The following is a 20,199-nucleotide window of genomic DNA, read 5'->3' on the forward strand; positions in this document are numbered from 1 at the left end:
TTAGCTCAGCGCACCATGGCAATGTTTATATTTCTGCCCCGATCCGCAGGGGCATGGCGCATTGCGGCTGATATCCAGATTGGCGAATTCGTCCGGTTGCGCATTGCCGACCGGCGGCCGCGGAATGGTGGTCGTGATGCCCAGTTGCGCACCATCGACATCCGCGCTGTTATCCTCGCCCGAAAACGGGTCGATATGCGTCGTGATGAAGTCTGGCAGCACCGGCAGCTCGAATTCGGGCAGCGGCTCTTCCATCCGGAACTGGACGCGTGCGATCGATCCAGTCACATCCTCGCGGATATTGCCCAGCATGCGCTCGAACAGGGCGAAGGCTTCCTGCTTATATTCGTTGATCGGCGTCTTCTGTGCATAGGCGCGCAGGTGGACGACCTGGCGGAGCGCGTCGAGCGTCGACAGATGCTCCTTCCAATGATGGTCGAGGCTCTGGAGCAGGATCGACTTCTCGATCATGTGCCAGTTTTCGGGGTCGAGTTCCTTGACCTTCTCGGCCACGGCTTCGTCCGCCATGGCGGTCAGCCGTTCCTCGATCATCTCCGGATCGACATGGTCCTCCGCCAGCCAGGCGTCGAAATCGGGTTCGAGGTTCAGCACTTCGGCCGTGCGGACCTTCAGACGCTCCATGTCCCACTGTTCGGGATAGGTGCCCGGCGGGCAGGAGGCGCCGACCAGATCGTTGACCGTCTCATGCCGCATGTCGACGACGACATCGTCCACGGTTTCCGCATCCATGATGTCGCTGCGCTGCTCGTAGATGACCTTGCGCTGATCGTTCATCACGTCGTCATATTCGACGACCTGCTTGCGGATATCGTAATTGCGCGCCTCGACCTTCTTCTGCGCGGTCTCGATCGCCTTGCTGAGCCACTTCGACGGGGGCAGCGCCTCGCCATCCTCCAGGTTCGATCGGATCATCTTGGCGAACATCGTGTCCGGGCCGAAGATGCGCATCAGATCGTCATCGAGGCTGAGGTAGAAGCGGGACAGGCCCGGGTCGCCCTGACGGCCCGAACGGCCGCGCAACTGGTTGTCGATGCGGCGGCTTTCATGCCGCTCGGTCGCCAGCACGAACAGGCCGCCGGCAGCCAGCACTTCGGCCTTTTCCGCTTCGATCTCTGCGTCGATGCGGGCGATGGCGGCTTCGCGTTCCGGGCCTTCGGGCATGTCGCGCAGTTCGTCCTCGACGCGCATTTCCAGGTTGCCGCCCAATTTGATGTCGGTGCCGCGACCGGCCATGTTGGTGGCGATGGTGACGGCGCCCTTGCGGCCCGCCTGCGCCACGATATGCGCTTCGCTCTCATGGAAGCGGGCGTTGAGGACGGCGTGCTTCACCCCTTCCTGGTTCAGGAATTCGGACAGCATTTCCGACTTTTCGATCGAAACCGTGCCGACCAGGACCGGCTGCCCCTGATCGGCGTGGATTTTGATGGTCTTGGCGATGCCGCGGAACTTGTCTTCCAGATTCTTGTAGAAGCTGTCTTCCTCATCGACGCGCTGCACCGGCCGGTTGGTCGGGATGGTGACGACGTTCATCTTGTAGATTTCGAAAAATTCGGTCGCTTCGGTCGCGGCCGTGCCGGTCATGCCACCCAGCTTGGGGTACATGCGGAAATAATTCTGGAAGGTGATGGAGGCGAGCGTCTGGTTTTCAGGCTCGATATTCACCGCTTCCTTGGCTTCCACCGCCTGGTGCAGACCGTCCGACCAGCGGCGGCCATCCATCATGCGGCCGGTGAACTCGTCGATGATGATGACCTTGCCGTCCTTGACGATATAATCGATGTCGCGGCGGAACATGACGTTCGCGCGCAGCGCCTGATTCACATGATGGACGACGGCCGTGTTCTCGAAATCATAGAGGTTGGCGCCTTCCAGCAGGTTGGCTTCCTCCAGCATGCGCTCGATCTTCTCGGTCCCGTCCTCGGTCAGGGTGACGGTGCGCTGCTTCTCGTCCTTCTCATAATCGTTCTCGTCCAGCCGCTTCACGATGGCGTCGACGGCGACATACAGCTCCGACTTGTCGTCGGTGGGACCGGAGATGATCAGCGGCGTGCGCGCTTCGTCGATCAGGATCGAGTCCACCTCGTCGACGATCGCGAAGTTGAAGGGCCGCTGCACCATCGACGCGCGGTCATATTTCATATTGTCGCGCAGATAGTCGAAGCCGAGTTCGTTGTTCGTGGCGTAGGTGATGTCGGCGTTATAGGCCTCACGCCGCTGGTCTTCCGACAGATTGGGCACGATCACCCCGGTGGTGAGGCCCAGGAAGCGATAGACCTGCCCCATCCACTCGCAGTCGCGGCTGGCGAGATAGTCGTTCACGGTGACGACGTGGACGCCCTTCCCTTCGAGCGCGTTCAGATAGGTGGCGAGCGTCGCGACCAGCGTCTTGCCCTCGCCCGTGCGCATTTCCGCGATCTCGCCGCGATGGAGGACGATTCCGCCGACCATCTGCACGTCATAATGCCGCTGGCCCAGGGTCCGCTTGGCCGCCTCGCGCACCGTGGCGAAGGCTTCGGGCAGCAGATCGTCCAGCGTCTCACCCTGGGCCAGCCGATCGCGGAAGCGCACGGTCTGCACCGCCAGTTCCTCGTCTGTCATGGCGGAGATGGCGGGTTCGAAAGACGCGATCTGTTCGACGGTCTTGCCCAGCGACTTCACATAGCGGTCGTTGGAGGAGCCGAAAATGGACTTGGCGAGTGCGCCGAACATGCAAGTTCCTGACAAAAGGGGACGCGCCCGCCTTGATGGCGAAACACGCAAACATGCGCGGCGATTTAGGGTGCACACAGGCGTTAGTCAATCAGAGCAGACATGTCCCGAACCGGTCATGCAAGATAAGAGAGCCGATTTCCTCATGCCGAAAAATACAGGAATGACGGGATATTGGCGGCGCGCGGCGTCTTGTGGCACGTGTCGGAACATGGAAGGCGCTTAACGTGAATATCGGACCAGCCCGCCTGAAGTTGCGTGGCGCGACTTTGCTCATGCCCGCAATGGCTGCTCTGGCTTGCCTCTGGTTCGGGCTGGTCGCCCTCGCCACGCCGTTCGACCATGACGAGAGCCAATATATAGCCGGCGCCTATTTCAGTGCGCGCCTCCTCATTTATCGCGATTTCCTTTATCTCCAGCCGCCTCTGCATAGCTGGCTGTTTGCTCCCCTTGCTTTGGCTTTCCCGGCACAAACGGTCGTGGCGATGCGGCTGGCGACGGCGGCCTGCGCGATGGGCACGCTTTGCCTCCTTTTCGCTGCGCAGCGTGTCGCGGGCATTTCTCGCTGGAGTGCCTTGATCGCGACGGGCCTGATGGGGGCTACGGCCGCATTCCAGTTCACCGGCGGCGTGGTTCGCAACGACATGCTGCCGACGCTGCTCGCGACAACGGGCATGTGGGCAATGCTTAGCGCGCTAACGATGCGGAAGCGGTCATTTTGGTTCGTGGGGGGGCTGTGTTTCGGATTGGCGATCACCGCCAAGCTCAACTTCATCCCCCTCGGAGCCGCGGCAGGGGGCTTCGTCCTGCTCGACCGACGCCGGCACGGGTGGCGACCGGCGATCGGGTTCGCCCTGGGCGGGGTGAGCGGCATCCTGCCGGCTATCCTGGCCTGGGCCATGGCACCTGCCGCCTTCCTTTACGGCGTGATCACCTATGGCGCGACCGGCCCCTTCGCCTGGTACATGGCCAATGGCGCGGGCGACGAGCTCGCGCTGGGAGAGAAATTGGGAGATCTGGCGAAATATCTCTGGCGCGGGCCTTCCCTGGTGGCACTGGTCATGCTGGCGGGGCATGGATGGATGCGCCGCGCCCATGCCATCGAACCGGAAAGGCGGCTTGCCCTGTGGTTGATCGGCGGAGGACTGGTCGGCGCGGCCCTGCCCACGCCCTCCCAGCTCCAATATATCATGCCGCTCCTGCCGCCGTTGGGCCTTGCGCTCGGCCATATGCTGGACGATGCGCGACGATGGCGCGATATAGCGTTCGCAGCCATGGCCCTGGTGCTGGGCCTCGCCGCCCTGCCCGGCCTCCTGCCGACTGGTCGCCATGTCATCGCGATGGCGCGTCATGGCTCGCCTGTGCTGGCGGCCGCTGCCAATGCCCGCTGGGCCGGGGCGCAGGTTCGCGCGCTGACGGGCGATGACGAGGTCGTCAGCCTTTCGCCCCAGCAACTGGTGGATGGCGGTCTCGCCATGGACCGGCGCTTTGCGGCGGGACCTTTCGTCTATCGCACCGGATGGACGATGGACAAGGGCGATGCCCGCCAGATGAACGCCATGATCCCTGCGACTCTGAGCGATCTCGACCGCGATCCGCCCGAGGCGATCCTGGTCGGCTATGAAAAGGGCACACGCAAATTGCCGCTCCGCCCCGACGACAGCCTGATCGCCTATGCCCGGAAACGGGCCTATCGGATGCTGATCATGCCCGATGGCGTGGGCAGGCTCTACGTCCGGACGGCCCTTCGAAAGCGGTGAGCCCATCTCGGCGTTGACGGGCGGGCATATTGCGCTAAGCGACGGGCATGACACAGCGCTCTCCCCTCGCCCCCGCCGCCTTCCCCGCTCTTCCCGCCATTGCCGGCGTGACCGCGCGCGCGGCACGAGCGCGCTACAAGAATTGGGACCGGTGCGACCTCACCTATGTCGAACTGGCCGAGGGCACGACCGTCGCGGGCGTCACGACGCAGAGCAGATGCCCCTCCCCCGAGGTCGAATGGTGCCGGGACGCGATTCCGCTCGGAAGCGCGCGGGCGCTGGTGGTGAATGCGGGAAATGCCAATGCCTTCACCGGGCATCGGGGCCGCGCCGCGGTGGAAGCGATCGCGGCGAAGGTTGCCAATCATCTGGATTGCAAGCCTTCGGACATCTTCATTTCCTCGACCGGCGTGATCGGCGTGCCGCTGCCGGTGGAAAAGGCCGAGGCCGGTCTTGAAGCCGCCTTCACCGCCGTGCCCTGTAGCTGGGAGGATGCGGCAACGACCATCGGTACGACCGACACCTATGCCAAGGGCGCCCATGCCGCGGCCATGATCGGCGGCACGCGCGTCGAACTGGTGGGGATCATCAAGGGCTCGGGCATGATCGCGCCCGACATGGCGACGATGCTCGGCTATATCTTCACCGACGCGGCGATCGATGCCAGGCTGTTGCAGCAGATGCTGTCCGCCGCCAACAGGCAGAGTTTTTCCTGCATCACGGTCGATAGCGACACCTCCACCAGTGACACGGTGCTGGCCTTTGCGACGGGTCAGGCGGGCAATGCGCCTCTGGCCACGATGGACGATGCCGGGGCGGACGCCTTTGCGGCGGCGCTCGGCGATCTCTGCCGCCAGCTCGCGCATCTGGTGGTTCGCGACGGCGAAGGCGCATCGAAGTTCATCGAGATCGTGGTCGAGGGCGCGGAGACCGACGCCAGCGCGCACCGCATCGCCCTGTCCATCGCCAATTCGCCGCTGGTCAAGACCGCCATCGCGGGCGAGGACGCCAATTGGGGCCGCGTCGTCATGGCCGTCGGCAAGGCGGGCGAGCCTGCGGATCGCGACAAGCTCTCGATCCGCTTCGGCGCGACCCAGGTGGCTTCGGGCGGCCTGGCTCTGGAGGGGTATGACGAAGCGCCGGTGGCGGCCCATCTCAAGGGACAGGATATAGAGATCGGCGTCGATCTGGGACTGGGCAATGGCCGGGCGACGGTTTGGACCTGCGACCTGACGCATGGCTATATCTCGATCAACGCGGATTACCGTAGCTGAGAATAAGGCGAAGCTGATGCCGATCGAATTGCACGAGCCGGTCGTCGCGCTGATGCGTGGGGTGGCGCGCGACATCGTCATGCCGCGCTACCGGAATCTCGCCAGCCATGAAGTGAGCGCGAAAACGGCCGCCGACGACCTTGTCACCATCGCGGACAAGGAAAGCGAGTTGCGCCTGGCCGAAGGATTGTCCGCCATCCTGCCGGAAGCGGGCGTCATCGGGGAGGAAGCCTGCGCCGCCGATCCTGCGATCCTTGACCAAGCGGGCAACGGCCTCAACTGGATCATCGATCCCATCGACGGAACGGGCAATTTCGCTGCGGGCCAGCCGCCCTTCGGCATCATGGTCGCGCTGGCCGATGCGGGGACGATCCTGGCAGGCTGGATATTGGACCCGCTGACCGGACGCCTGTGCCATGCCATATTGGGTGCGGGCAGCCATATCGATGGCGAACAGGTCCATGCGCGGGAAAGCGGCGAAGCTTTACCCATTGCCGCGCTGGCCGTCTATTTCATGACCGAGGAAGAGCGCGCCGACATCCAGCGTCGGTCGAAGGCCAGTTTCCGGTTGGTGGATATTCCCCGCTGCGCCGCCGAACAATATCCGCGCCTGGTATTGGGGCAGAATGACGTTTCGGTCTTCGCGCGCACCTTGCCCTGGGATCATGCGGCGGGGACGCTGTTCCTGAATGAGGCGGGCGGGCAATGCCAGCGGCTGGACGGATCGCCCTACGTCGTGGGCGATCTGCGGCGCGGACTGCTGGGTGCTTCCTCCCCGCGTCTTTGGGATCTGGCGGCGGAGCGGCTGTTTCTCTGAGAATGGAAAGGGACGGATATGCTGACGATCTGGGGACGCCTCAACTCGCATAATGTGAAGAAGGTGGCCTGGTTCGCCGGCGAAATCGGCCTGCCTCATGTCCGCCATGATGTCGGCGGCCCATTCGGCATGAACGACGCCTATCTCGCGATGAACCCCAACCGGCTGATCCCCACCATCGAGGATGGCGATGTGGTGCTGTGGGAGTCGAACGCGATCCTGCGCTATCTGGCGGCACGATATGCGCCGGATGCGATGTGGCCCACCGATCCTGCCGCGCGGGCGCAGGGCGACAAATGGATGGACTGGCAGTTCAGCTTCGCCGACGCACAGCGCGATGCCTTTCTGAACCTCGTCCGCAAAAAGCCCCAGGATCGGGATGCCGTAGCGCTGGCCGGCTCGGCCCAGCGGTCAGGCGAGCAGATGCGGATTCTCGACCGGGCGCTGGCCGCTCAGCCCTGGCTGTCGGGCGGCGATTTCGGCGTCGCGGACGTGCCGATGGGCGTTTATGCCCATACCTTCTTCACGCTGGAGATCGACCGACCCGACGTGCCGCATCTACGCGCCTGGTATGACAGGCTGCGGGAAAGGCCGGCTTACGTCGAAACGGTCATGATTCCGCTGACTTAAGCCGGCCTTTCCGAAAGATTTCAGAGGACGCTTTCGATCCATCCCTTGAGCGCGCTCTTGGGCGCCGCGCCGACCTTGGTCGCGGCGGCTTCGCCATTTTTGAAGAGGATCATCGTGGGAATGCCGCGCACGCCATATTTGCCGGGTGCGTCGGGATTCTCGTCGATATTGATCTTCGCGATGACGACCTTGTCAGCCAGTTCCTCGGAAATCTCTTCCAGAGCGGGGCCGATCATCTTGCAGGGGCCGCACCATTCCGCCCAGAAATCGACAAGGACGGGCTTGTCCGCATCGATGACGTCCTGCTGGAAGCTGTTGTCGGTGACTGCCTTGGTAGCCATGTTGGAATTCTCCTTCAGTTGGGAGCTATCTAGGACGGGTGCGCATCCGTCTCAACGGGTGGAAGCGGCAAATTCTCCTGTGCGCTGGAAAAGCCCGGCTTGTGGTGGGCCAGAAGCTCGGGCGGCAGCGTGATCAGGCGCGGCGCTGCAGTGTAAAGCAGGGACGCCTCGACCCGGTGGCCGGGGAAGATCACCTGCAAGGCCGCCGTATAGGCAGCCATCTGCCGGACATGCGCGAGCGGCACCTCCGCCACCGAAAGCGGAGATATGCGCCCGGTCTTGAAATCGACCAACTGGATCAGATCGTCGCCGATCAGCAGACGGTCGACAGTACCCGCAATCACCGCCTCGCCCACGACGGCGGCGATGGGAGCCTCCGCCAACGCGCCGGTTCCGAAAAGCGAAGAAAATTGCGGGTTTTCGATCACGCCCAAGGCCTGTTCGATGACGTCATGCCGCCGCGCTGGATCGCCAAGCCCCTGTTGCGCCAGCCAGCTATCCGCGCGGGGCCGGCGGCTTTCGCTCGGCACGTCGGCCAGTCGCTCGAACAGCCGGTGCAGCCAGCGGCCACGCTCGGCGGCATCGCGCATGGCGGGGGTCGGCGGTGGATAGGGCACGTCATCCTCCACGGCGGCGGAGGGCGCAAGCGGCCGCGGCGGCCGCGCTTCCGCCGGTGCGGGCTGTCGCAGCCAATGCGGTTCGGCCTGTACGGGTCGATCCTCGGCCACGACGGTATCGTGGTCTTTAGCGGCGAGAAGCTCGCTCCCGCGCCAACTGCGCCGCGCCCCCCAGAGCGGATCGGCCTCCCATTCGGCATCCAGCGAAACGAGCGCGCCTTCGACGGCCGCGTACCAGCTTTCCGGTTTCACCTCGCCCTTGGCCCGAGGCCCGAGCGAACCGGCGACGACAAGCCTTTCCTCGGCCCGGGTAAGGGCGACATAGAGCAGCCGCCAATGTTCCGCCCGTTCCACGGCGGCGGCGGCTTGCGCCACCTCCCCGATCGCCCCCTGCCTTTCCGCCTTGCGCGGTGCGATGATCGGCAGGCCGTTCCATTCCAGCGAATCCGCGCGATTGCCCGCGTCGGGATCAAGGCAGGCATCGGCCAAGATGACGATCGGCGCCTGCAGGCCCTTGGCGCCGTGGACCGTCAGCAGGCGCAGCGAATCGCCCTGCGCGGCGGCGTCGCGCACGATTTCCACCTCGCCCCGGTCGAACCAGTCGATGAAGCGCTGGAGCGAAGGATGGTCGTCGCTTTCAAAGGCCAGCGCGGCATTCAGCAATTCCTCGATCGGATCGGCCGCTTCGGAACCCAGCCGCTCGATCAGGCGGCGGCGGCCATCCATCGGCCCGGACAATATGGCTTCCAGATAGCGATAGGGCGTGGTGAAGTCCGCCTGCCCCAGCAAAGCCCGCAATGGCGCCAGCTGCGCTTCGTCCAACGTCCGGTTGAGATGCTGCCACAGGCCGATGCGCCGCCCGATCAGGCGCTCCATCAATTCATCCTGCGTCCATCCGATCAGCGGCGAAACGAGCAGCGCTGCCAGGTTCAGATCATCCTCCGGCTGCACCGCGAAACGCAGCGCCGCCAGCAGATCGCGCACCGCCAGCGGCGCGTTCAGGCGGAGCCGGTCGATGCCCGCCACCGCGACCTTCTCCTCATAGAGCCGCGCGACGATCAGCCGCGCCAACTCGCTGCGGCGGCGGACCAGGATCATGATATCGCCTGCCGTCACCGGGCGTCCGCGGCTTTCGAGCATCAGCCCGTCATCGATCCACTGCCTGATCTGGCGTGCAATCGTCTGCGCCAGGACCCGTTCCTGATCGGCGGCCCAATCCTCCTCGCCCTCGGCATCCTCGGACAGACCGGCAATGATCGGCTTCCAGAGCAGCACTTCGCCGGGAAAGCGGTTGGCACTGATATGGCGGACTTCACCGGCATCGAGGCCCAGCCGCTCGGCACGCAGCGTCTCGATCGTCCGGTCCACCACGTCCAGCACGGCAGGCGTGGAACGGAAGCTGTGCTGAAGCGACAGGTCGTGGAAGACATGGCTCGCATCCTCCGCATGGCGCTGGAAGACGATCTGCGCGGCGCGGAACGCTTCCGGGCTGGTTCCCTGGAAGCCGAATATCGCCTGCTTGAAATCGCCGACGGTGAAGATGGTGCGGACCTTGTCGCCCTTCGCTCCTTCGCCCGCGAAGAATTCCGCCGCCAGCGCGCCCACGATCTGCCACTGGCTGACATTGGTATCCTGCGCTTCGTCCACCAATATATGATCGATGCGCTGGTCGAGCTTGAACCTGATCCAGTCCGCAATGCCGGGCTGTGACAGCAATTGGGCGGTGTTGGTGATCAGATCGTCGAAATCGACCGCACCCGCCAGTTGCTTCGCCTCGGCATAGGCCCGCGCATAGGCACGCCCCGCGTGCAGCGCCCGGGCAAGCAAGGCGGCATAATCCGCCTGCGTTTTCAGGCCCAGCAGTTCCGTACAGCGCTCGTGCATCCGGGCGATGGCGTCGCCATAGCCGTCGACCGGGGGTGCCCATCCCTTGGCCGTGGAAATCAGTTCGCCATCGGACTTGGCCCAGACGCCATGCAGATCGGAAAGCGCCGCCGCCCGCGCCGCGGGATCAAGGCTCCGCCAGCGCGCAATCCGGTCGCAGCGATCCAGCGCCCGGCCCGTCCCCCAATCCGCATTCGCCTGCGCGATCCACGCCAGCGTCCGCATGTCGAACAGATCGTCTGCGCATTGCGCGGCGATATGCGCGTCGACATCGCCTTCGGGCAGGCCCAGTTCCCGCAGCAGCCAGGGCGCGATATCTTCCGGCAAAGCCGCCAGCGCCTCCAGCCGGGCGGCGCAGCGGAGCAGGAAATTCTCCGCGCGCCCTTCCCCCATGCGCAGGCTGAGAGCCTGTAGCGCCTCGATCAGCGCATCGTCTCGCCGTTCCTGCGCGACCACCACCATGTCGGCCAGCGTCTGGCGCGCCAGCGTCGCCTGCTCCCGCTGGTCGAGCGGGCGGAAGCCCGGCGGCAGGTCTGCCTCCAACGGGAAGGCCGTCAGCAGTTGCTGGCAAAAGCCGTGGATCGTCTGGATGCGCAGGCCGCCGCCCGTCGACTCCAGCACTTCGGCAAAGAGGCGCCGCGCCCTGTCACGGGCTTCGGGACCGGACGCCTCGCCCAATGCCTCCAGATCGTGGAAGAGATCGCCCTCCTCCATCTGCACCCATGCGGCCAGCCGGTCATGGACGCGATCCGCCATTTCCGCCGCGCCCGCCTTGGTGAAGGTGAGGCAAAGGATATTTTCCGGCCGCACGCCTTGCAGCAGCAGCCGGAACACGCGCGCGGTCAGCACATGGGTCTTGCCCGTGCCGGCGGAGGCCGACAGCCAGACATGCGCGTCGGGCGCGGCGGCCTGCGCCTGCGCGCCGGCCAGCGGTTGCAGGGCTCTGGCCTTCCTAACCATCGTCGCGGCCATACCATTCCTCCAGCCGCATGAGCTGGTCATAATCGCCATAATTCGCGACTTCGGGATTCACCTGCGCATCGAAGGGCGCCGATCCGTTGAGATAGGCGGCGACAAGCGTGTCGAACTGGGCGTGGGCATGGGAGGTGAAGTCGGCGGTCACGATCTTGTCCCGCTTGCCCATCGGATCGACCGGGCTTTCGCGATAGCCGAAGGCATCGCCCTTCTTGGCCAGCGACCAATATTCGAAACCGCCCGCCACCGGCGCCGCATCAGTGCCCGGAAAGCCGCCATATTCGGCGATCAATCCGAGCAGCCCCAATTGCAGCGCATAGCCTGCCCTGACCTGCCGGGCGCTGGGGGGCTTGCCGGTCTTGTAGTCGACGATGCCGAGTTTACCGTCGGGCAGCAGGTCGATGCGGTCGGCCTTGCCGGTCAGCGTGACCCCTGCGATTTCCGCGCGGCCTTCGATCTCGACCGCAAGGATCTTGCGCCCGGCGGCAAGGTCGCTCGCCACTTCCTCGGCGATCCAGCGGATCGCCTCGATCAGGCGCGGCTGCCAGAGCGCCTTCAGCAAGGGGTGGACATCGGGCCGATCGAACATCGCCCGCGCGCGTGCCTCCAGATCGGCCAGATCGCCGTTGCCCGCCTCCGCCCATTGCTGGAGGATTTCATGCACCGCCGTCCCGCGCCAGGCCGGTCCCGCATCGGCATCCACCGGATCGAGCCGCGCGAGGCGCAATATGCGCTTGGCGTAAAAGGCATAAGGATCGGCCTTCAGCCGGTCGACATCGGTGACGGGAATGAGCTTTGGCCGGACCGACAGGGGCGGAACTGGCGCGGGACGGCGCGCGGGCCTGTGCGCGGCCGGATGGTCGAGCGCCCCTGCCAGCGCGGCATAGCGGTCGGCGCTTTTCCATTGCGCGCCCGCCATCGCCTTCAGCCGCAGCCAGAAGCGCGAGGCGACGGCGGGGCCGCCCGATCCACGCCGGGCACGGGTGATGAGGACGTGGGGTGCGCCCAGCGCGCTCGCGAAATCATGGGCGGCAAGGCCGATGCGGCTTTCCAGTCCGGGCAAGCCCAGTTCCCGGCGGATGCGCGGCGCCAACCAGGGATCGGGCGCAGGCAGACCCGGCCATGTGCCTTCGTTGAGGCCGCCCAGGATCATGAGATCGGTCTGCACCAGCCGCGCCTCGATGAGGCCAAGGATGCCGATGCGCGGATGACCACCCTGGGGCGGCCGGACCGACAGGCCGCTCAGCAGGTGATCGAGCAAGGCGGGGAGCGCGCGGACGTCCGCCTGACGCGGGCCTTCGCCGGCGGCTTCCTCCATCTCGGCGAAAAGGTCGGCGGCGGCGTGACCCTGATGCCCGGCCCAGATCGCATCCTGCGTCAGACGGCCCGCATGCTCGCGAATGGCGGCAAGCTGCGCGGCAAGATCGGATGCCGTGAGGAAGGCCTGTTCCAGTGGTTCCAGCAGGATGCGCGCTTCCCCCCACCATTGGCGCGTGCGGGCGCGCAGGACACGCTGCCGGTCCTCACCCTCCCGCTCCTGAAGCAACAGGTCGAGGCCGTGTATCCCTGCCTGTGGCCGAGGTCCGCGCAGCAGCAGGTCAAGCCCGCGCACGCCCTCCAGCCAGGTCACGCGTCCCTCGCCCCGCATCACCAGCGGATGCTTGAGCAGGGTCAGCAGCGCGACCGGCGCAAAACGTTCGGCCAGGGCCTCCGCCATGGCGATCAGCAAAGTGCCGGGCGGCAGGCGGGACAGCGGCTGACCTGCCGAATCGTCGGCTTCGATGCCCCAGCGGCGCAAATGCGCCGACACCCGCGTCGCCAATTGCCGGTCCGGCGTCACGAGCGCGGCTGTGCGCCCCTCCGTCTCCACCGCCTCGCGCAGCGCGATGGCGATGGCCTGCGCCTCCTCGCCGGGGGTCGCGACTTCCAGCGCCTCCACCCCGGCCAGCGATCGATCCGCCGTCCTGAGGTCACGCCAGCGGCTGGTCAGACGTGGCGGCAGCATGGCGTTGGAGATGTTGCGTCCCCGCACCGCCCGGGCGTCATGCTCACTGCCCCAGCGCCAGAGCGCCACGTCCTCGCGGGTCGCACTCATCCGGTCGAGCAGACGCTTGAGCGCATATTGCGGATGGGTTTCATGGCCTGCCGGGGCGCGGCCGGTGATCGGATCGGGATCGAAGGGGCCGATCGCGTCCCAGCTCTCGCCGTCCATCTCCTGATCGAGACCGGCGAACACGACCGCGCCATTCGGCATGATCGCGATCCGGCGCAGCAGGGCGGCGATGGCGGGGGCCGTGGTGGAAATGCCCGCTGCGATCACGAATCCTCCCGGCGGCTCCTTTGCCCAGCGCGCCGCCATGCGATCCAGCAGCCGGTTGCGGCGATCGGCAAGATCGATGCACCCCAGCCGCGCCAGTTCATCCGGCCAGCGCGCCAGGAGGATGGAGAAGAGGTCGAGCGATGTCTGCCAATGCCGGGAGAGTTCATCGGACAGGCCAAGATCGCCCAGCGCCGTGACCGGCACACGCTCGACCTGCATCTGGTCGAGTACCGCGCCCAGCGCCTGGCCAAGCATCAGCGCCTGCCCCGCGTCCACCGGATGCGCCGATGCCTGCTGCACCATGCGGGCAAGGATCATCTGGCGGCGCATGGCGGCGATGGCGGGCGCAACAGCCTCCCCTTCGCCCAGCGGATCGAGCGCGCCGCCGATTTGCTCGCCCAGATCGGGATCACCCAATGTCACCAGTCGGGGCAGCAACAATCCGCCCCCCGATTTGCGCACGAAGGCGTCGCTGACAGCGCGGACGGCGCGGTTGCTGGGCAACAGGATCATCCCCTGCGCCAGCCTCATCGGATCGGCGCCATGCTGGGCGAGGATGCCCGCTACCAGCGCATCGGAAAAGGCGCGGTGCGCGGGGATGTTGAACAGGGCTGGCCGGGTGCGATCACCCATGGGCCAGCATCGACTCCACGACCGGGATCGCCTGTGGCGTGCCGACATCGAACCACAGGCCCTGATGCGAAACGCCGTACAGGCGCCCGGCCTCTATCGCCCGGTTCCAGAAGATATTGGTGGAAAAGACCTCGGCCGGTGGATCGACCAGCAGGCGGGGCGACATGATCTGCACACCCGTGAAGACGAAGGGCGCGACATGGGCCGTCTTCCGCCGGGTGAGGCGGCCGTTCGCATCCATATGGAAATCGCCCGGCCCCCTGTGGCAATTCGCGCGCGCAAGCGGCACCAGCAGCAGCAGTGCATCCATCCGCTCGGGGTCCCAGAGTCGGCGCATCATCCCCAGCGTTTCCTGCGGCCCGTCGATCCACAGATTGTCGCTGTTGGCGCAGAAGAACGGAGCATCCCCCAACTGCTCCCTGGCGTGCATCAGCCCGCCGCCCGTTTCCAGCAGCTTGCGCCGTTCATCGGAAATGGCGACGGCCATGCCGTTGCAATGGGAATGAAGATGCGCTTCGACCGTATCCGCCAGATAGTGGACGTTCACCACCACCTTCCTGATACCGCCAGCCGCCAGGCGGTCCAACGCATGATCCATCAGCGGCTTGCCCGCCACCTTGACCAGCGGCTTCGGGCGGGTGGCCGTGAGCGGGCGCATGCGCTTGCCCAATCCGGCGGCCATCAGCATCGCGGTGTCGATCATGCGGGGGCAAAGTCCTCAAGGGCGTTGTGGCGCCTGTCGGCGGGGATGTTGGCCGCAAACCATTCCGCCACGGGAGCGAGCGCCGGATGGGTAAGGTCACGTTCCAGCAAATCCCACATGCGCGGCAGGAAGGAGAGGTAACGCGGCTTGCCGTCGCGCTTCCACAGCCGGGTGAAGATGCCGATGATCTTCGCGTTCCGCTGCGCGCCCAGCACCGCGTAGGCGGCGTCGAAATCGACAGGCGGATTGGCGAGGGCGCGATAATGATCCAGCATCGCGGCCTCAAGCGCGGGTGGAACGTCGCGCCGCGCGTCCTGGAGCAGCGACACCAGATCATAGGCCGGGTGCCCCGCCAGCGCGTCCTGGAAATCGAGCAGGCCCAGACCATGCGAAGCCGCCCGGTCGATCAGCATGATATTTTCCGCATGATAGTCGCGCAGCACCGTGACGACCGGGCTGGCCGACTGCTCGACGATCGGCAGGACCGCATCCCAGGCCCGGACATAGGCATCCTCGTCCACGGCCAGGCCGATGGCGGGGCAATACCATTCGGTCAGCAGGCCCGCCTCGCGCTGATAGACCGCCCGGTCATAGGGCGGAACATCGGCCGCGGGCAGGCGATGCAGTTCGGCCAACAGGTCGACCGCGCGGCTATACACCTCCACCTCGGCGGCGGGCAGTTCCTCGACATGCTCCTTGACGCGCAGGTCGCCGAAATCCTCGATCAGCACCAGGCCCTCTTCCAGATCGCGGGCCAATATCCGGGGTGCGGCAAAGCCGTTACCCGTCAGATGCTCGGCAATGGCGATGAACGGCCGCGGGTCCTCGTGCGGTGGCGGCGCATCCATCAGGACCGCGCGGCGCGAACCGTCTATCACCCGGAAATAGCGGCGGAAGGATGCGTCGCCGGCCAGCGGGACGATCGCCGCATCCCCCCATCCGGCAGCTGAGAGAAAGGCGGGGGCAGCGGCGGGCGGGATCATATCTGTGACCATCGCTCCGTCCAAGCGCCCGGCACGCGTGCTGTCAAGCGCCGAGCGCCGTCGGGTTCGATGTCGATGTGGAACCGCAGGGCGTCGGGCCACGCGCCCTCCCCCAACCGGTCCGGCCATTCGACGATCAGCAGGCTGTCCGTCAGATAGTCGTCCAGCGCCAGTTCCTCCGCCTCTGCCGCTCCATCCAGCCGATAGAGATCGACATGGGCGACGGGCAGGCGGACTTCCGGAATATCATAGGGCTGCACGATGGCGAAGCTGGGACTCGGCGCCTCCTCCTCCAGCCCCAAACCCTCCAATATGCCCCGCGCGAGCGTGGTCTTGCCCGCGCCAAGGCCACCTTCGAGCGCGATGACGTCGCCGATCCGCACCAGCCCGGCCAGTTTCTGCCCGAAAGCCAGCATCGCCGCCTCCCCGGCCAGGATGATTTCTGACTCAGCCACGCGGCAGCTCGATCACCACCATGGTGCCCTGACCTGGTTCGGAGACCAGTTGCAGCGTGCCGCCATGGGCCTGCGCCAATTGGCGGGCGAGCGGCAGGCCGATGCCCGCCTTGCCGCCATTGCGCGCCTGCTCCGTGCGGGATGACGCGTCAAAGATCGTCGCCTGCCGCTTGGTGCTGATGCCCGGTCCATTGTCCGACACCACCAGCCGGGCCTTGTCCGTCTCGCCATCGCCATGCAGCAATACCCGTCCGCCCCGGCTGCAATAGCGCACCGCATTTTCCAGCAGATGGTCCAGCGCCTGGCCGATCCGGCGCTTGTCCCCCTGCACCGTGCCCAGCGTGGGTTGGAGCGACAAGGCAAGGTCGATGCCCTTGGCCGTCGCATCGCCCCTGATCCGCGCCACCGCATCGCGTGCCTCGGCGGCAAGGTCCACCGGGGCCTTGTCCACCGGCAGCATCCCGGCCTCGCCCTGGGTCAGGTCGAGCACATTGTCGATCAGCATCGAGAGGCGATTGGTGCTCTGCAATATGCCGTCGACATATTCCCTGGCGGAATCGCTCATTTCCCCGGCATAGCCCGCGCTCATCATCTCCGCGAAGCCGGCAATGGTGGTCAGCGGCGTGCGCAGTTCATAGCTCATATTGGTGACGAAAGCGGTCTTGACCTTGTCCGCCTGCTCCAGCGCGTCGTTGCGGTCGCGCAGCACCTGCTCGACCCGGCGGCTGTCCGTGACGTCCAGCATGGTGAACAACGCATTGCCGTCGGGCAGCGGGATCGCCGCGAATTCGAAGATGCGCCCGTCCGCAAAGCCGACATGGCCGACGCGCTGCTTGCGCTCCACCGTGGCGGCGCGCACCAGTTCGCGGACCAGATTGGCCTGCTGCGGCTTGGCGAGGCGCGACTGCACGGCGCGCATCAATTCGTCGATACGCGGATGCTTGGCGAGCAGGTCCTCCGACACGTCCCAGATCGTCCGGAACCGGCTGTTCCAGAGCGATAGGCGGCCGTCGGAGGAAAAGACGCCGATCGACTCGAACAGATTGTCGAAGGTGGCCGTGCGCACCCGCAACAGCGTGTCGCGGGCGCTCGACAACTGCACCTGCTCGGTCCGATCCTCGAAGATCAGCAGCAGCCCGCCGTCCGGCAGCGGCTGGGCATAGACGCGCAAATGGGTGCCGTCGGCCAGCAGCCAGTTCTCCTCGCGCGGATCGGGCGAGAGGAACCAGTCGCGCCGCTCCGCGCGCCAGGCGGGGAAGTCCCGATTTTCCGGCAGGCGCCGCGCTTCTCGCATCTGGTCCAATACGCGCTCGAACGGCGGATTGTCGGCCAGCCGCTCCTGGTCCAGCCCGAACAGGCTCATGAAGGGCTGGTTCCAGAAACGCAGCGCCCGGTCGGAGCCGAAACGGGCCACGCCCGCCGACAACCGGTCGAGCAGATCGCGCTGGGCCGATTCCAGCCGCCGATGCTCGACCCGGGACTGCTCCAGTTCATTCTGGTCCATGGCGAAACCGGCGACGCCCGCCGCGCCCAACGGCACGTCGACCACGCGCATGGTCCGCCGTTCGCCGTCGATCGTGGCAGGCACCATGCGCTCGATGGACCTGCCTTCCTCCAGCGCCTGACCGGCAGCGGCCTGGGGCGAAAGCCCGCCCACCGTTTCGACCAGTTCGATCCCGTTGGCGATGACCTCGCGCGCGCTTTCCCCGTCCACGGCACGGACATAGGCGGTATTGACAAGGTTGAGGCGCATGTCCGCCGCGCGGTGCCACATCGGAAAGGGCGCCGCTTCCACCAGCCCGGCCAGCGCTTCCAGCGCCTCGCGCAACTGTTCGACCTTGCCCTTGAGCGCCTGGATTTCGGACTGGCTGTCGGTGGCGTCGAAGATCCACAGCACGACCCCGCCGCTTTCGGCCAGCACCGGCCCCGCGGGCGCGCCCCGGACCAGGAGCAGGCGGGACGAATCGACCCCACGCACCGGCAGGGCAAAGCTGCGCCCCGCGCGCTGGGACGCCGCGATTTCCTGTGCCAGAGCGGCGGCATCGTCAGGCTCCAGCCCGCCCTCGGGCGCTGTCAGTTCGGATACGAAGGTCGGCACCCGTTCCTTGCCAAGCCACTTCGCCAGCCGGTCCGCCGCCTCCAGCCGTCCGTCGGGGTGGATCACGATCGGTGCCGCCGGGGCGGAGGCGAGCAGCACGGCCAGCCGGTCCAGCTTGCCCTGCGCCTGCATTCCTTCGCGGCGGCGGCGCTGGCCGCTCGACAGCGCCCATATCGCCGCACCCAGCCAAGCGGCCAGAACGACCCCCAAAATCACAGCGGCAAAAGGCGTCAACGATACCATTGCGCCCTATTCCACCCTCATCGCGATATGCTTGCCCATGATCATGTTCGATGAGGGGACTAACCCAAGTCGGATGCAGCGTGAAGCACCGAGATACAAAGAATTACGGGATGGACAACAATCGGAATGCGGCACCCGTAACGGCGTAGGCGCTTTGCAAGAAAAAAGGCAGATTGGGCCGAAGCATCGGCCTGCTCCTGCGAAGGCGGGAGCAGGTGTCACTTAAGCGGCGACATTCAACGTCCTAACAAAAAAGGGGAGGCCACAGCCTCCCCTTTCCATCCGCATCAGTAGCGGTAGTGATCCGGCTTGAACGGCCCCTCCGGCGTCACGCCGATATAGGCGGCCTGCTTGGGCGTCAGCTTGGACAGCTTCACGCCCAGCTTCTCCAGGTGAAGCGCGGCGACCTTCTCGTCCAGATGCTTGGGCAGCACATAGACTTCGTTCTTGTAGGTATCCGCCTTGGTCCACAGTTCGATCTGCGCCAGCACCTGGTTGGTGAAGGATGAGGACATCACGAAGCTGGGATGGCCGGTCGCGCAGCCCAGATTGACGAGACGGCCCTTGGCCAGCACGATGATCTTCTTGCCGTCGGGGAACTGAACCTCGTCCACCTGCGGCTTGATCTCGGTCCATGCCATGTTGCCCAAACCGGCAATCTCGATCTCGCTGTCGAAATGGCCGATGTTGCAGACGATCGCCATATTCTTCATCGCGCGCATGTGATCGACCGTGATGACGGCTTCGTTGCCGGTCGCGGTGACGAAGATGTCGGCGCGGGTGGCCGCTTCTTCCATCGTCACGACTTCATAGCCTTCCATCGCGGCCTGAAGCGCGCAGATCGGATCGATTTCGGTCACCAGCACACGGGCGCCGCCGTTGCGCAGCGAAGCGGCCGACCCCTTGCCGACGTCACCGAAACCGGCGACGCAGGCGACCTTGCCGGCCAGCATGACGTCGGTGGCGCGACGGATGGCGTCGACCAGCGATTCCTTGCAGCCGTAGAGATTGTCGAACTTCGACTTGGTGACGCTGTCGTTGACGTTGATCGCCGGGAAGGGAAGCTTGCCCTTCTTCGCCAGCTCATAGAGGCGGTGGACGCCGGTCGTGGTCTCTTCCGACACGCCCTTGATCGCGGCGACGGTCTGGGTGAGGTAGCCCGGACGTTCGGCCAGGAAGCGCTTGAGCGTCGCGACGAAGATTTCCTCTTCCTCATTGCCGGGGGTGAACAATTCTTCCCCGGCCTCGACGCGCGCGCCCCACAGCGCGAACATGGTGGCGTCGCCGCCATCGTCCAGGATCATGTTGCAGACCGTGTCACCCCAGTCGAAGATGCGGATGACATAGTCCCAATATTCCTCCAGCGTCTCGCCCTTGACGGCGAAGACGGGGATGCCGCTCGCGGCGATGGCGGCGGCGGCGTGGTCCTGGGTCGAGAAGATGTTGCACGAGGCCCAGCGTATCTCGGCGCCCAGTTCCGCCAGCGTCTCGATCAGCACGGCGGTCTGGATCGTCATGTGCAGCGAACCGGTGATGCGCGCGCCCTTCAGCGGCTTCGACGCACCGAATTCGGCGCGCAGGGCCATCAGGCCGGGCATTTCGGTTTCGGCGATCTCGATTTCCTTGCGGCCGAAAGCGGCAAGGCCGATGTCGCGGATCACATAATCCTGCGCCTGGGTGGCGGGTGCGGTGGCCACGAGCGTGTCTCCATTGGTTCTAGATGAGGCGACCGCTCG

At 65.7% G+C, this 20,199-nt stretch carries 13 protein-coding genes; 4 read left to right on the forward strand and 9 right to left on the reverse strand.

Annotated elements, in window-relative coordinates; all coding sequences use genetic code 11:
- The gene (gene secA, locus CAF53_RS15600; protein WP_100238551.1) at positions 1-2,730 is read right to left on the reverse strand and encodes a preprotein translocase subunit SecA; all 2,730 of its coding nucleotides are present in this window, start codon (positions 2,728-2,730) and stop codon (positions 1-3) included.
- A 227-nt stretch (positions 2,731-2,957) separates the two neighbouring features.
- Here secA and CAF53_RS15605 point away from each other — a divergent pair, with 227 nt between their 5' ends.
- Genes CAF53_RS15605 through CAF53_RS15620 form a run of 4 tightly spaced genes read left to right on the forward strand, consistent with a single transcriptional unit; the run spans position 2,958 to position 7,211 of the window.
- Positions 2,958-4,490, forward strand: coding sequence for a glycosyltransferase family 39 protein (locus tag CAF53_RS15605; RefSeq protein WP_242443452.1), 1,533 nt, complete (start codon positions 2,958-2,960; stop codon positions 4,488-4,490).
- A gap of 47 nt (positions 4,491-4,537) precedes the next feature.
- The gene (argJ, locus tag CAF53_RS15610) at positions 4,538-5,764 is read left to right on the forward strand and encodes a bifunctional glutamate N-acetyltransferase/amino-acid acetyltransferase ArgJ (protein WP_100238552.1); all 1,227 of its coding nucleotides are present in this window, start codon (positions 4,538-4,540) and stop codon (positions 5,762-5,764) included.
- Positions 5,765-5,780: 16 nt separating this feature from the next.
- Positions 5,781-6,581: an inositol monophosphatase family protein gene (locus tag CAF53_RS15615; RefSeq protein WP_100238553.1), complete on the forward strand. Its 801-nt coding sequence runs from the start codon at positions 5,781-5,783 to the stop codon at positions 6,579-6,581.
- An 18-nt stretch (positions 6,582-6,599) separates the two neighbouring features.
- Positions 6,600-7,211 carry a glutathione S-transferase family protein gene (locus CAF53_RS15620; protein ID WP_046762833.1) on the forward strand — a complete coding sequence of 204 codons (612 nt, stop codon included), beginning with the start codon at positions 6,600-6,602 and terminating at the stop codon, positions 7,209-7,211.
- Positions 7,212-7,231: 20 nt separating this feature from the next.
- Here CAF53_RS15620 and trxA read toward each other — a convergent pair whose 3' ends face one another.
- The 8 genes from trxA to ahcY all read right to left on the reverse strand — a co-directional run bounded on the left by trxA (position 7,232) and on the right by ahcY (position 20,160).
- On the reverse strand, positions 7,232-7,552 hold the full coding sequence (trxA, locus tag CAF53_RS15625; protein ID WP_046762834.1) for a thioredoxin TrxA: 321 nt from the start codon (positions 7,550-7,552) through the stop codon (positions 7,232-7,234).
- A gap of 29 nt (positions 7,553-7,581) precedes the next feature.
- The gene (gene addA / locus CAF53_RS15630; protein ID WP_100238554.1) at positions 7,582-11,025 is read right to left on the reverse strand and encodes a double-strand break repair helicase AddA; all 3,444 of its coding nucleotides are present in this window, start codon (positions 11,023-11,025) and stop codon (positions 7,582-7,584) included.
- Positions 11,006-13,981 (reverse strand): double-strand break repair protein AddB, encoded by a 2,976-nt coding sequence (addB, locus tag CAF53_RS15635; protein WP_100238555.1) that lies wholly within the window; start codon positions 13,979-13,981, stop codon positions 11,006-11,008. The genes addA and addB overlap by 20 nt, the downstream gene beginning before the upstream one ends.
- On the reverse strand, positions 13,974-14,684 hold the full coding sequence (locus tag CAF53_RS15640) for a nucleotidyltransferase family protein (protein WP_046762837.1): 711 nt from the start codon (positions 14,682-14,684) through the stop codon (positions 13,974-13,976). The genes addB and CAF53_RS15640 overlap by 8 nt, the downstream gene beginning before the upstream one ends.
- Positions 14,681-15,667: a phosphotransferase gene (locus tag CAF53_RS15645; RefSeq protein WP_100238556.1), complete on the reverse strand. Its 987-nt coding sequence runs from the start codon at positions 15,665-15,667 to the stop codon at positions 14,681-14,683. Before CAF53_RS15645 ends, CAF53_RS15640 begins: the two co-directional genes overlap by 4 nt.
- Positions 15,664-16,122 carry a tRNA (adenosine(37)-N6)-threonylcarbamoyltransferase complex ATPase subunit type 1 TsaE gene (tsaE, locus tag CAF53_RS15650; protein WP_046762839.1) on the reverse strand — a complete coding sequence of 153 codons (459 nt, stop codon included), beginning with the start codon at positions 16,120-16,122 and terminating at the stop codon, positions 15,664-15,666. The genes CAF53_RS15645 and tsaE overlap by 4 nt, the downstream gene beginning before the upstream one ends.
- Positions 16,115-18,463 carry a PAS domain-containing sensor histidine kinase gene (locus tag CAF53_RS15655; RefSeq protein ID WP_100238557.1) on the reverse strand — a complete coding sequence of 783 codons (2,349 nt, stop codon included), beginning with the start codon at positions 18,461-18,463 and terminating at the stop codon, positions 16,115-16,117. The genes tsaE and CAF53_RS15655 overlap by 8 nt, the downstream gene beginning before the upstream one ends.
- Positions 18,464-18,750: 287 nt before the next feature.
- Entirely contained in the window at positions 18,751-20,160 is a 1,410-nt protein-coding gene (ahcY, locus tag CAF53_RS15660) for an adenosylhomocysteinase (RefSeq protein ID WP_100238558.1), read from the reverse strand.
- Positions 20,161-20,199: the final 39 nt, after the last annotated feature.

The sequence above is a fragment of the Sphingobium sp. LB126 genome (assembly GCF_002795205.1).
GTDB classification, from domain to species: domain Bacteria; phylum Pseudomonadota; class Alphaproteobacteria; order Sphingomonadales; family Sphingomonadaceae; genus Sphingobium; species Sphingobium chungbukense.

Coding starts and splice junctions, on each gene's coding strand:
- secA (WP_100238551.1), bottom strand. CDS start 2,730: ATGTTCGGCGCACTCGCCAAGTCCATTTTCGGCTCCTCCAACGACCGC.
- argJ (WP_100238552.1), top strand. CDS start 4,538: ATGACACAGCGCTCTCCCCTCGCCCCCGCCGCCTTCCCCGCTCTTCCC.
- CAF53_RS15615 (WP_100238553.1), top strand. CDS start 5,781: ATGCCGATCGAATTGCACGAGCCGGTCGTCGCGCTGATGCGTGGGGTG.
- CAF53_RS15620 (WP_046762833.1), top strand. CDS start 6,600: ATGCTGACGATCTGGGGACGCCTCAACTCGCATAATGTGAAGAAGGTG.
- trxA (WP_046762834.1), bottom strand. CDS start 7,552: ATGGCTACCAAGGCAGTCACCGACAACAGCTTCCAGCAGGACGTCATC.
- addA (WP_100238554.1), bottom strand. CDS start 11,025: ATGGCCGCGACGATGGTTAGGAAGGCCAGAGCCCTGCAACCGCTGGCC.
- addB (WP_100238555.1), bottom strand. CDS start 13,981: ATGGGTGATCGCACCCGGCCAGCCCTGTTCAACATCCCCGCGCACCGC.
- CAF53_RS15640 (WP_046762837.1), bottom strand. CDS start 14,684: ATGATCGACACCGCGATGCTGATGGCCGCCGGATTGGGCAAGCGCATG.
- CAF53_RS15645 (WP_100238556.1), bottom strand. CDS start 15,667: ATGATCCCGCCCGCCGCTGCCCCCGCCTTTCTCTCAGCTGCCGGATGG.
- CAF53_RS15655 (WP_100238557.1), bottom strand. CDS start 18,463: ATGGTATCGTTGACGCCTTTTGCCGCTGTGATTTTGGGGGTCGTTCTG.